Here is a 13,040-nt window from a genome sequence, read left to right as displayed (position 1 = left end):
ACAGGTTTTTATAATGAGCTGGTTAGAACTATTAAATAATTTAGAAACGGGCGCAGTTCGCGCAGCAACACAAGACGAAAACGGCCAATGGCACGCTAACGTAGAAGTAAAACAAGGCATTTTAGAGGCGTTTAAAAACGGCACTAACATGGAGTTTCCTGGTGGCTTTGTTGATAAACATAATCTAGCGCCGCAAAGCTTTGAAGCCACAGCTGGCGTTCGCATGGTGCCAGGTGGTTCAAGTGTGCGCCGTGGTGCACATGTTGCCAAAGGCACTATTATTATGCCACCTGCGTACGTAAATATTGGCGCCTTCATTGACGAGGGCACTATGGTAGATAGCCACGCATTGGTTGGCTCATGTGCGCAAGTGGGTAAAAATGTTCATTTGAGCGCTGCGGTACAATTAGGCGGGGTACTTGAGCCTATTGGCGCCAGCCCTGTGGTCATAGAAGACGATGCATTCATCGGTGCAGGCTGTGTGATTGTTGAAGGCGTGGTGGTTAAAAAAGGCGCGGTACTTGCCCCGGGTGTTCGCTTATCTGCAACCATTCCTGTTTTTGACTGCGTTAATGAGCGCCAGCTTGATAAAGGAGAAGCAATCCCTGAATACGCGATTGTGATCCCGGGTTCTCGCCCTGCGTCAAACGACTGGGCACGTGCTCAAGGCTTAAGTATGTCGTGTGCCTTAATTGTTAAATACCGTGACGAGCAAAGTGACGCATCATTACTTCTGGAAGAGGTTTTACGTTAATGACCTTTTTGAGCACGCCCGTTAAAAGCGCTATTGATAAGCTAGCAAGCCAACTTGATACGCCTTTTTTTGTTTATGATCTTGATTCATTGAACACACATTTAACCCGTTTAGTGGCACAAACCGAGGTAAAACTCTGGTATGCAGTTAAAGCGAACCCGTTATCTAGCGTGATCCATCGCTTAGATAACGCTGGTTTTAACTTTGATGTCGCCAGTAAAGGCGAGCTTGAGCAAGTACTTGCCCAAGGAATTAACAGTGAACGCGTGCTCAACACGGGGCCTGCAAAAAGCCCTAAACAAATTAAGCACTTTATTGCGAGTGGCGTACGTATCTTTGTGGCCGAAAGTCTCAATCAGGTACGTTGGCTCAACGAGCAAGCGATTGCCCAGCAGTGTCAGTTACAGGTTTTGCTGCGTGTTCAATTACGCTGGCCCGAGGGTGATAAAAACCCACTAGGTGGCGACAGCCTCACCCCATTTGGGCTTGGCTGCGATGAATGGCAATCGCTAAATACTAATGACTACACAGCACTGAGCTTTGATGGCCTACATATTTTTCAGTGGGGTAACATGCTCAGCAGCGACAAACTTGCCGATCTGTGGTCGCAAATGATTACACCGTTAAGGCAACTTGCTGAGCATTTAAGTATTAACCTTAATATTCTAGATTTAGGTGGCGGTTTAGGTATTCCTTACACCCTTAATGATCCGACTTTAAGCTGGGATGCATTAATAGCAGCCCTTGCAAAAATTAAACGCGATGCGGGTGTTAAAGAGCTGTGGATGGAACTAGGTCGCTATGCTGTCGGCGAATGCGGCCACTACGCCACACCTGTGGTTGAGCGCAAATTAAACTACGGCCAACAACAGGTGATTATGAGTGGCGGTATTAATCATTTATTGCGCCCAGCGGTCACCAGTCAAGATTTCCCTGCGCGTTTATTACGAGATTCAAACGCAGTAAACCAAGCAATGAGCCTATATGGGCCATTATGTACTGCGCTGGATTGCTTAGGGGAGCACCAATTGCCGGGCGATTTAAATGAACATGACTGGCTGGTGTTTAGTCAATGCGGTGCGTATGGTTTTACCGAAAGCATGCCGTACTTTTTATGTCATGAACTGGCCGGTGAATATGTTATACACCATGGCGAAATCAACTGTATTCGCCAAGCAGAAGGTGCAAGCCACTACTTGAGGTAAAAAAGATGAATAACACCACAGCTATAAGCCAAGAAAACATTGTAGTTGGTGAAGTGGCAAATGGCCTACCACTGACTATTCCTGTGTATCGTTTAAAAGGCGATGGCACAGGCCCAAGTGTGTATATACAAGCTAATATGCATGGCGCCGAAGTGCAAGGTAACGCGGTTATTTATCAGCTACTTGAACAGCTAAAAAACCTTAATTTAAAAGGTGATATTACCTTAGTTCCCTACGCTAACCCCATTGGCTGTAATCAAAAGTCAGGCGAATTTACGCTTGGCCGATTCGATCCTATTACCGGCACAAATTGGAATCGTATGTATCACTGTAATAATCAGCTTGCATCACATTTTGCAAAGCAGTATTGCGATGCCGATGATCAGATTCTAAAAACAGCGTTTAAAGCAGCGCTAATTAGTGACGTTGAGCAACAACTTAATGGCCCAGACTATCGTTTAACAACGGGTAAACGCATAGCGCTAAACTTACAAAGACTAGCGCATCAAGCTGATATTGTTTTAGATTTACACACCGGCCCTATTTCTAGTCAGCACTTATATTGCCCTGAATATGCCACTGAAAGTGCGCGTTACTTTAATATTCCCCATGTGCTAGTGATCCCTAATGACTTTGATGGCGCAATGGATGAAGCGAGCTTTTGTCCATGGTGGCAACTTAGCGAGCAACTTGCTCAGCAAGGCCGTGAATTTAACGTGCAAGTTGAAGCCTTTACGGTAGAGCTTGGCAGCCAAGAGAAAATAGATTTAAGCGCGGCACTTGACGATGCTCAAAGTATTTTAAGTTATCTTAATCACAAACAGGTATTTGCTGATGCGCCCTACAAGCCAAAAGTGATGACAAGATATGGCTGCCAACTAAATGATTATATTGCTTACTATGCGCCTATGGGTGGCATGGTTGAATACCTAGCACCGCTTGGTGGTCACATTAAAGCGGGCGAACCGATAGCAAAAATACTGCGAATGGAACGCTACTTAAGCGAGCAACCACTGCAAACATTAAGCTTTGATCTTGATGCGATTGCGATATTGCACTTTGCCTCAGCCAGTGTGAACCAAGGTACTGAGCTTTATAAGTTTTTTACAAACGTCTTTGAGCTATAGCTCACCCCTTCTCATTGCGTGAGAGTCTAACTAGCGCGTTATTAGCTAGTTATCCAGTAAAAGCGACCTAGGTCGCTTTTCTTTTTTGCCATATTAAAGTTCAGGACAAGTTCACCGTATATGTGTTAAAAAGGCGTTATAATTACTACAAATCTATTACTTCCCTCACTTACAAAGGAATTATAATGAGTTGGCGCCACTGGATACTACTCTCAACATTACTAAGCACTGCTGTTATTGCTGAAGAAACAGCAAAAAACGAGCAAAACAATGAACTTGAGCTGGTTAAGCAATGTATTTTAAATGAAGTGATAGGTGGAGACGGTAAACAAACTCTCGATCAATTACGCGAAAAATGCTCTGCCGTTGAGGAAAACAAGCAGCTAACGGCTATCGACAAACGCCAAGCCCGTGAAGCGGTTGGTAAAAAAAATCGTAATGTAATTACACCGCATAAACGTAATTATATTTTACCGGTTTCTTATATGTCGAACCCAAACACTCGCCCGTTTGATGGATTTGCAGAATTAACTGATAAAAAAGATGGTGACCCTCTCGATAACCTCGAAGCTAAATATCAGCTATCAATTAAAGTGCCTTTATATGATGAGTTTGCCGACTCAGACCAAGCCATATTTTTTGGCTTTACGCTGCAGTCATACTGGCAAGTATATAACGACGATATTTCCTCCCCTTTTCGTGAGACAAATTACGAACCAGAAGTATTTTGGATTAATTACTTAGACCCTGAAAACGTTTTATGGGGCGATGAAATGGCAATAGCCATTGGTATTTCGCACCAATCTAATGGTCGTAGTCAGCCAAATTCGCGTTCTTGGAATCGCATTTATGCCGATTTCATTTGGGAAAAAGACGGCTTTGTATTTAGCTTTAAACCTTGGTATCGCATTCCTGAAAACAAAAAGCCCGCGCCGTTAGATGCACGAGGTGACGATAACCCTGATATCTATAAATACATGGGTTACTTTGAATTTGGTGGCGCGTATCGCTTTCACGATCATGAATTTAGTTTTATGACTCGTAATAATTTAAATTCAGATAACCGCGGGGCAATTCAGCTTGATTGGTCATTCCCGCTATGGGGAAGAGTACGCGGCTATGCGCAGTACTTTAATGGCTATGGTGAGAGTTTAATAGACTATAACGCCGATATTGAACGCTTTGGTGTCGGTATATTACTAACTGACCTGCTGTAAAAAATGCTTATAAAAAAAGCCAAGCAACTCGCTTGGCTTTTTCGTTTATTTTATCACTTTTTAACCACAAACTGCCCTTCAAACTGAGCAACTACTTGCTCACCATCAAAAATGGTTACTGGTACTAAATAGCTCGCCTTACCCGCCTCTTGTAACTCCATTAAGTTACCTTTACAGGTTTGAATATCAACACAGCCTTTAGGGTCGGTATTCAGTGGCTTTAAATATTTAATATTAGCATCGGCTAACACTATATTCCCCTCAAGCCCGGCTTCTTTTAATGCTAAATACGTTGCACCCCAACCCGTTAATGTAGCTAGGCTATAAATAGAGCCCGCAAACATGGTGTTGTGTAAGTTTAGGTTAGCATTTAAATCTGCCCGAGTAGTAAATTGCCAATCAGTGTAGCTTTCTACTTTTATCCCCATTGCATCACTAATAGGGATTGATTCGCGCCATGTATTTTGCAGTACTTGAGTCCAATTAGGGTGACGAAACCAACCTGGTTCACTCGGCTTAAGCTTAACCATTTTATAATGCTGAACATCACCATAGGCTAAATGCGCTTTTTCTTTATTTTCGTAGCCATGGCGCTGATAAAATTCCAGAGCACGTTCGCGAGCAAACAGCACCAACTCATCAGCATCTTGATTCCACGCTATTTTTTCGAGTTCATGTAACAAGCGGCTACCAATATGTTGATTGCGGTTACCTTCTGCAACCGCCATATAACGTACTTGAGCTTGTTGCTGGTTATTAAAGTGCAAACGCGCTACACCCAATACTTCACCCGCTTTATTTTTAATAAAGCGATGTTCAGCTTCTTGCTCTAAATCATCTTGCTCAGAGCCACGAGGCTCGCCCCATGGTGCACGTAAAACTTGCCAGCGTAATTGATAATAGGCTTGCCAGTCTTCACTACTTTGAGGGGTGCTCACTTGAAACATACGGACTCCATAAATTAAAAATTAAAGATATTACGCTGTGCATTTTGTGAAAAACACCATACTCGATCTGGATAAAACTGCAAATACGACTTTGGTTTCTCATAAATTATTGTAAAAAATTAATGACAAAACCGATTGCGCTTTACCGCTGCTGGTTTATGCTCAATACCATGAATAAATATATCCATGATAGCAGTGGCCTGATCAGCAGGCACTTTATTGAGCATAGTTCATCGCTAGGCCAGTTACTTTATTGGCATAATCAACATGGCATAAATATACAAGTTCGAGAGCATCAACAACTGCGTTGGCTACTCATTAACAACACCTTGCAATCGGTGATTTTAATGGAGAACCCGCACACATTACTATTTCCTCACCTTACTTATTTGGCAACAGTTTGGCAGCAACGGCCAGCGCCTAAAAAAATACTTGAGCTTGGTTTAGGTGGCGGTGCTATACGTAATTACTTATTAGAACAGTTCCCTCAAGCGCAGCTGACTTCAGTAGAAAAAAACCCTCATATAATTGACTGTTATCAAGATTTTTTCGCCCTTAATGAACAGGGCCAAATTTACTGTAAAGACGCACAAACAGTTTTAAAGTCAGCGGTGAATATAGATTGGATTATTTTAGATTTATTTAGTGAACTAGACGCCCCTAGATTCTTATTTGATCTATATTTTTATCAAACAATTTATGATGCGCTTGCTCAGCGGGGCATCTTATTTATTAACTTTTTATCGCAACATGCCTCCCAACTTACACAGCTACAACATGTACTGAAGCGCGTATTTGGGGAGACTGTTAGCATTCATAAAATCACCGGATTTGTAAATCACATTGTGATTGTAGAAAAAACACTTTAAGCGGTTAAGTTGAAGGTAACCGGCCCATCGTTACATAAGCTAACCTGCATGTCGGCTGCAAATTCACCTGTCGCTACCTTAATTCCGAGTAATTTGGCTTGCTCGACAAAGTAATTATATAGGGTTTGCGCTTGATCTGGTGTGGCTGCCGATGAAAAACTAGGACGCATGCCTTTTTTGGTATCAGCTGCAAGTGTGAATTGCGATATGACTAATAGCTCGCCTTGTATATCCTTCAGGCTGAGGTTCATTTTATCGTGTTCATCACTAAAAATTCGATAATTGCTGACTTTGTGTAGTAGTTTATCAGCAACACGCTCATCGTCTTCTTTTTCAATACCTAGCAGTAATACAATACCTTGTTTTATTTCACCAACGACCTGTTGCTCTATTGCCACACTGGCGTGTGTTACCCGTTGAATTAGCCCCTGCATTTACTCACTATCCTCTGCTTGTTGCTCTTTTTTATTATAATGTTGCATGTTAATACACACGGTAAATTCAGCACCTAGTAGCACCACTACCCACGACAAGTACACCCATACAAACAAAATAGGAATGGTCGCTACCGCACCATAAATCACTTCATATGATGGAAAATGGCTAATATATAAAGCAAAGCCTTTTTGGTTAGCTCAAATAACAATGCAGCAAACAATGCACCAGGAATAGCCGCCCTAAATGAAACACGCGTATTCGGTACTAAGGTATACAACATAATAAAACCAGCCATAGAGATAGCATACGGTAGAAGCTTTAATAAGAAACCACTAAACCCTGGGATCCCCTGATCGGCAAACGACACTAGTGACACAATATAAGAGGTGACACCAATACTCGCACCCAGTAGTACAGGCCCCAAACTCAGTACCATCCAATACACAGCAAACGATATCATCATTGGGCGTTTTTTCTTTACTCGCCAAATACGATTGAGAGTCGCATCCACATTGCGGATCAATAGCAACGCAATAGCGGCTAAAAAGCCAATACCTACCGCCGTCATTTGATTAGCATTACCAGCAAACGAGCTAATATGCTCTTTAATAACATCAGAAGAGGTCGGCACAAAATTAGTAAATAAAAAACTTTCAATGGCTAAACGGGTGGATTCAAACCCTGGAAAAGCAGAGAATATTGCTACACCAACCGCTATCAACGGAACTAGCGACAACAAGGTAACGTATGCTAAATACCCTGCATTAATGGTTATTTGATCGTCTATACAGCGATTTAAATATTGCATCCACCAGCCTGGTTGCTGTTTTAGAAACACCTTAACTTGCTGTTTATAATGGGAGAGCTTATCATTCATACAATTAACTTTGTTGGTGAGCTTTTGATTATAATAACAATCAAGGCCATAATTTACAGCATTAACACTCGTAAATAGGAATTCAGATGAAAAAACAAACATTATTAGGGACAGCCATACTCTCGTTAATGCTGATACTGTCTGGTTGTCAGTCTGCTTATTATTCGGCAATGGAAAAAGTAGGTGTTCATAAACGTGACATTTTAATTGACCGCGTTGAAGAAACAAAAGACTCACAACAAGAGTCGCAAGAAGAATTTCAATCAGCACTCGAACGCCTAACTACCTTAATTAATTTTGATGGTGGCGAATTACAAGATGCTTACAATCAACTCAATGATGATTACGAATCCAGCCTGCAAGCTGCAAATGATGTATCAACCAATATCAATAAAGTAGAGGATGTTGCTGATGCGTTGTTTGAGGAATGGCGTGATGAACTAGAGCAATACAAAAGCGCTTCATTAAAACGTGAGAGTAATAAAAAGCTACAGACGACTGAGCGCCAGTTTAGTCAGTTACTTCGCTCAATGCGCAGTGCTGAAAGTAAAATGGAACCCGTGCTGTCATCACTAAAAGATAATGTACTGTATTTAAAACACAACTTAAATGCACAGGCAGTTTCCGCTATTAAAGGGGAATTTACTAACTTAAAACGTGATATTCAGTTACTCATGAATGATATGAATAAATCGATTGAAGACTCAAATAAGTTTATTGAGCAAATGAATAAAGCCTAAGAAGCGTATTACCATTTACTCTAAGCCCGCTAAAAATAGCGGGCTTTTTTATACACATTTTTGTTACTTTTTATACTTTTTTAATGTCCCGCTTTTGTTACACTTTCAGCAAGTTAAAAATAACAATTAAAAACCATGAAACCATATACGCTCTGTTTAACCTTTGTCTACAGCCTTCTGGTGGCCTGTAGCACAGCGAATAATGTTAATGTTATTGCAGGTCCAGATACCCTTGTTCCACTAAATCAACACGGTGAGCATAGGGGTCGCTATCATAACCTTTATCCTGGTAAAAAAAGCTACCCTATCAGCTGTGAAAATGATTGTTATCCTGCACACATCAACGTTCTCTGCGAAACCGAGGGTGAACAATGCCAGTATCAAGAGAAACAGCCAAACCCAAAACTAGACACAAATTACACCGTTCGTTGGCTAGGCCATGCGGGGTTTATGATCAGCACCCCTAACGGGCAGCAAGTGGTCTTTGATCCTGTAAAAGCGCAATTCGATTCACCTGTAGCACTGGGCTTTAAGCTCGCAGGTGGTATTTATCGACAACCTGGCGATTGGCTAACATCTGACGAGCTTACCCATTTAGATGCGGTTATTTACTCTCACCTTCATTACGATCATTTTAATAAAGCAGATATTGAGGAAATAGGCCGCCAACCGCGTTATTTAACACCTCTTGGCATGGCTGATAATTTTCCTAGTGATGGCTTTAATATTAGCGAAATGGCATGGTATGCAAGTACTAAAATTGATGATTTAACTATTCATGCGCTACCTGCACACCACTTTAGCAGCCGTGTGTTAGTGCCCTTTATTTATGAAGACAACGATAAAGACCTGTGGAATGGCTGGTTACTTGAACAAAATGGCAGCACCTTATTTTTTGCAGGCGACACCGGCTACTCAAAACACTTTAGCGATATACAGCAAAAATATGGCGATATTGATGTGTGCTTAATGCCGATAGCGTCTTACTACAGCGAAGATAACCCTAACTGGTATCGTTACGTTCATACAACCCCAGAAGATGCTCTAACAGCAGCACAGGAGCTCAACTGCAAAATAATGATACCTTGGGGATATGGTAACTCAACATGGAAAATGGGCGATCGCACGAGTCACTCCGCTTTACTGCGTTTATTGCATATGCATAAAAAAATGGACTCGAAAATACCCCTGTATATTTTAAATGAAGGTGAAAGTATTAAACTTTAATCAGTCATTTACATAATTAGCAATAACTTCTCTGCTGAACTATCTTTAATTAACTAAATAGTGAGGAGGTTTTATGTTTCTTGTGCGACTCATTTACGCCAGTAAAATAAGTAGTGGTTTTGGGCCTGAAGATATAGAAAGTATCTTACAAAGTGCCCGAACCTACAATGTAAAAACAAACGTCACCGGCATGTTATGTTTTAGCAATGATTACTTTTTACAATGCCTTGAAGGCTCTAGAACGGCTGTAAATAATACCTACCAACAAATATTAAACGATAAGCGTCACCACAATGTAATTATGCTCAACTATACCCAAATTCCTGAAAGAGAGTTTGAAAAATGGTCAATGGGCTATGTACCGCAATCTAAGCTAACCGAATCACTGAATCTCAAGTTTTCAGGCTCCATTGATTTTAATCCTTTTAAAATGTCTGGAGAAAGTGCGCATTTATTAATGCTGGCATTAAAAGACAGCATAGCAGGCACAATCAGTTAGTATAAAAATAGACTACGAGATTGTTTTTGATTGCTATTTAAGCCAAGCTAAATCATCCTTAATTGATGAGATGATTAATGAAAAAAACACTACTCGCTTTTAGTTTACTTTTTACCCAGCCACTCATGGCTATTGACGTTAGTCATACACCAACAGCTATAACTATTGATGGTGTTTCTGAAAGTGCATGGAATAGCGCCACATGGCACCCTATGCCACACCTAATGGATGGTACACTTCCCTCATCAGAGGTTGACTTTAAAGGTCGCTATCGTCTTTTGTGGGATGAAAATTACTTGTATTTACAAGCAGACATTAGTGATGATGTGCTTATTGATACTCACCCAGATCCAACGGATAAATACTGGGACGATGATGCCTTAGAAGTGTTTATAGATAGTGACGCATCGGGTGGTAATCATCAGTTTAATCATACCGCGTTTGCCTATCATATTGGCCTTGATAACCAAGCAGCCGATTATGGCCCTGATAAAAAAGCGCATTTATATACCGACCATTTAGTTAGTAACTGGAAACGCAATACCACCGCGCCCTATAACATCACGTGGGAAGTGGCAATAAAACTCTACCCGAATGATTATCAACAAGGCGCACAAAACACTCCGCTTAAATTAACGCCAAAGCAAGTAGTCGGCTTTATGCTCGCATATTGCGATAACGACGGCAGCAAAGTGCGTGAACACTTCATGGGCTCACACGAAGTAGAGCCAGTGAACGGTGACCGCAACCGAGGATTTATAGACGCCAGCGTATTTGGCAAAATTACTCTACTGCCAAAAAGTAATTTCCAATAAGGTAATTGAAAACGTAGGTTGGGTTGAGCGAAGCGAAACCCAACAAAAAATACCCTACCAATAAACTCAGCAGCCTTACATTTCAATTGTTTCGCCCCTTCCTCATTGACTTCTCATTTTCTCCTCTTTGTGAAAAGATTTTTTAAGTAAATTATTTACAAAGCGGATAGAGGCGCTGCGCTTTTAGAGGAAAAGATTGTATTGCATGGTTTATAAAGTCTAGCGGCTTTCACCCAATAGCCATATTAACAACCAAGCTACCCAATAACACTGTTCTAATCTGACAGCTGACGACTTATAGCTAACAGCGCTTGTTTCCAAACACAAAAAAGCCGCTGTATTTTGCAATACAGCGGCTTTTAAAATCATTGTTCTAAATTAATAGATTATGACTTAGGAGCACGACCCGCACGTTTACGCTCATTTTCAGTTAAATGACGCTTACGAATACGAATGTTCTCAGGTGTAACTTCTACTAACTCATCATCAGCAATAAACTCAAGCGCTTGCTCAAGTGAATAGTTAAGTGCTGGTGTAAGTGTTTGTGCTTCATCTGTACCAGATGCACGAACGTTAGTAAGTTGCTTACCTTTAAGCGCGTTAACTGTAAGGTCGTTATCACGGCTATGAATACCGATAACCATACCTTCATAAACTTCAACACCGTGACCGATAAATAAACGGCCGCGCTCTTGTAAGTTAAATAATGCGTTAGTAAGTGCTTTACCTGTTGCGTTTGCAATCATTACGCCGTTCTTACGAACACCTAGCTCGCCACCTTTGTGCGGACCGTAGTGATCGAACGTATGGTAAAGTAAACCAGAACCCGACGTTAATGTCATGAACTCAGTTTGGAAACCGATTAAGCCACGGCTTGGGATCATAAAGTCCAAACGCATACGGCCTTTACCATCTGGGGCCATGTCAGTAAGTTCACCTTTACGAAGACCAATTTGCTCCATGATAGAACCCTGGTGCGCTTCTTCACAGTCAATAGTTAGTGTTTCATACGGTTCTTCTAACACACCATCAACAGTACGTAAGATAACTTCTGGACGAGATACAGCTAACTCATAACCTTCACGACGCATGTTCTCGATTAAGATACCTAGGTGTAATTCACCACGACCCGATACACGGAAGCTATCTGGGTTATCTGTATCTGCAACGCGAAGTGCAACGTTGTGTACTAATTCTTTGTCTAAACGCTCACGAATGTTACGTGATGTTACAAACTTACCTTCTTTACCACAGAAAGGTGAGTTATTTACAGAGAACGTCATCGTTACTGTTGGCTCATCAACACTTAATGGAGGTAATGCTTCAACGTTGTTAGGACAACAAAGCGTATCTGAAATCTTAAGCTCGCCAAGACCCGTTACCGTTACGATGTTACCAGCGTAAGCTTTATCAGTTTCAATACGTTCAAGACCTAAGTAGCTTTGTACTGAACCAATTTTACCGTTACGTTTAGACCCGTCAGCGCTAATAATCGTAACTTGTTGGTTAGGTACAACTGAACCGCGTTTGATACGACCAATGCCAATTACACCTTTATAAGAGTTGTAATCAAGCTGTGAAATCTGCATTTGGAAGTCACCTTCAGGATCTGCATCCGGTGGTGATACTTCGTCAACGATCATCTTGAACATAGGTTCCATGTTATCTGATGCTTCGTCTAAATCTAATGTAGCCCAACCATTGATTGCTGATGCGTAGATTACTTTAAAGTCTAACTGTTCATCAGTTGCGCCTAGGTTGTCGAATAAATCAAAGATTTGATCCATAACCCAATCAGGGCGAGCACCTGGCTTATCAATTTTATTGATAACAACGATTGGCTTTAAGCCTTGCGCGAATGCCTTTTGCGTTACGAAACGCGTTTGTGGCATTGGGCCTTCTTGAGCGTCAACAAGTAGTAGTACTGAGTCAGCCATCGAAAGTACGCGTTCAACTTCACCACCGAAGTCGGCGTGTCCAGGAGTATCTACGATATTGATATGGTAATCATTCCAAGAGATAGCGGTGTTTTTCGCTAAAATGGTAATACCACGTTCTTTTTCAATGTCGTTTGAATCCATCACGCGCTCTTCATTACCGCCGCGTGTTTCTAATGTACCTGATTGCTCAAGTAGTTTATCAACCAGTGTTGTTTTACCGTGGTCAACGTGGGCGATAATTGCTATATTTCTTAACTTTTCGATACTCATATGTTCACTCAGAGAAATTGAATCTCATTGATCCTGCAGGGGCTATACGTTCTCACCTGCGCTTTCACGAGATGTCCCAGCATAGGATTTAAAAGGGCGCATATTATCCCCTATA

At 41.4% G+C, this 13,040-nt stretch carries 12 protein-coding genes and 1 pseudogene; 9 read left to right on the top strand and 4 right to left on the bottom strand.

The genetic code is table 11. The annotated features are described in order from the left end of the window. Nucleotides 1-13: 13 nt before the first annotated feature. The 4 genes from P20439_RS17555 (at nucleotide 14) to P20439_RS17540 (ending at nucleotide 4,303) form a co-directional block, all read left to right on the top strand. Nucleotides 14-754, top strand: a complete 741-nt coding sequence (locus tag P20439_RS17555; RefSeq protein WP_008468782.1) for a 2,3,4,5-tetrahydropyridine-2,6-dicarboxylate N-succinyltransferase — start codon at nucleotides 14-16, stop codon at nucleotides 752-754. Further along, nucleotides 754-1,959: a PLP-dependent decarboxylase gene (locus P20439_RS17550; RefSeq protein WP_008468780.1), complete on the top strand. Its 1,206-nt coding sequence runs from the start codon at nucleotides 754-756 to the stop codon at nucleotides 1,957-1,959. Before P20439_RS17555 ends, P20439_RS17550 begins: the two co-directional genes overlap by 1 nt. A gap of 5 nt (nucleotides 1,960-1,964) precedes the next feature. Then, nucleotides 1,965-3,086 (top strand): succinylglutamate desuccinylase/aspartoacylase family protein, encoded by a 1,122-nt coding sequence (locus P20439_RS17545; protein ID WP_008108408.1) that lies wholly within the window; start codon nucleotides 1,965-1,967, stop codon nucleotides 3,084-3,086. A 185-nt stretch (nucleotides 3,087-3,271) separates the two neighbouring features. Beyond that, on the top strand, nucleotides 3,272-4,303 hold the full coding sequence (locus P20439_RS17540) for a phospholipase A (RefSeq protein WP_008468777.1): 1,032 nt from the start codon (nucleotides 3,272-3,274) through the stop codon (nucleotides 4,301-4,303). Between the two features lie 53 nt (nucleotides 4,304-4,356). Here P20439_RS17540 and P20439_RS17535 read toward each other — a convergent pair whose 3' ends face one another. Then, nucleotides 4,357-5,250 carry a bifunctional GNAT family N-acetyltransferase/hotdog fold thioesterase gene (locus P20439_RS17535; RefSeq protein ID WP_008468775.1) on the bottom strand — a complete coding sequence of 298 codons (894 nt, stop codon included), beginning with the start codon at nucleotides 5,248-5,250 and terminating at the stop codon, nucleotides 4,357-4,359. A 122-nt stretch (nucleotides 5,251-5,372) separates the two neighbouring features. Between P20439_RS17535 and P20439_RS17530 the strand changes: the two genes are divergently transcribed. Further along, on the top strand, nucleotides 5,373-6,119 hold the full coding sequence (locus P20439_RS17530) for a spermidine synthase (protein ID WP_008468774.1): 747 nt from the start codon (nucleotides 5,373-5,375) through the stop codon (nucleotides 6,117-6,119). Here the strand turns inward: P20439_RS17530 and dtd are convergent. Continuing rightward, nucleotides 6,116-6,553: a D-aminoacyl-tRNA deacylase gene (dtd, locus tag P20439_RS17525; protein WP_008468772.1), complete on the bottom strand. Its 438-nt coding sequence runs from the start codon at nucleotides 6,551-6,553 to the stop codon at nucleotides 6,116-6,118. The genes P20439_RS17530 and dtd overlap by 4 nt on opposite strands. Then, nucleotides 6,554-7,434, bottom strand: a pseudogene (locus tag P20439_RS17520) (virulence factor BrkB family protein). A gap of 86 nt (nucleotides 7,435-7,520) precedes the next feature. Between P20439_RS17520 and P20439_RS17515 the strand changes: the two are divergent. The 4 genes from P20439_RS17515 (at nucleotide 7,521) to P20439_RS17500 (ending at nucleotide 10,715) form a co-directional block, all read left to right on the top strand. Further along, complete coding sequence (locus P20439_RS17515) at nucleotides 7,521-8,174, top strand: DUF2959 domain-containing protein (protein ID WP_008468766.1); 654 nt, start codon at nucleotides 7,521-7,523, stop codon at nucleotides 8,172-8,174. Between the two features lie 135 nt (nucleotides 8,175-8,309). Then, the gene (locus P20439_RS17510) at nucleotides 8,310-9,401 is read left to right on the top strand and encodes an MBL fold metallo-hydrolase (RefSeq protein WP_036934631.1); all 1,092 of its coding nucleotides are present in this window, start codon (nucleotides 8,310-8,312) and stop codon (nucleotides 9,399-9,401) included. Between the two features lie 73 nt (nucleotides 9,402-9,474). Next, a complete protein-coding gene (locus P20439_RS17505; protein WP_008108394.1) occupies nucleotides 9,475-9,900 on the top strand; it encodes a BLUF domain-containing protein in 426 nt (141 codons plus the stop codon). Nucleotides 9,901-9,977: 77 nt separating this feature from the next. Continuing rightward, the gene (locus tag P20439_RS17500; protein WP_008468764.1) at nucleotides 9,978-10,715 is read left to right on the top strand and encodes a CBM9 family sugar-binding protein; all 738 of its coding nucleotides are present in this window, start codon (nucleotides 9,978-9,980) and stop codon (nucleotides 10,713-10,715) included. Nucleotides 10,716-11,101: 386 nt separating this feature from the next. On the opposite strand, the gene typA is transcribed toward P20439_RS17500, so the two are convergent. Next, nucleotides 11,102-12,925, bottom strand: coding sequence for a translational GTPase TypA (gene typA, locus P20439_RS17495; protein ID WP_008108389.1), 1,824 nt, complete (start codon nucleotides 12,923-12,925; stop codon nucleotides 11,102-11,104). Nucleotides 12,926-13,040 lie beyond the last annotated feature (115 nt).

It is taken from the genome of Pseudoalteromonas sp. BSi20439 (genome assembly GCF_000241165.1).
Lineage (GTDB): Bacteria > Pseudomonadota > Gammaproteobacteria > Enterobacterales > Alteromonadaceae > Pseudoalteromonas.
This window is presented reverse-complemented; position numbering and strand designations above follow the sequence as displayed.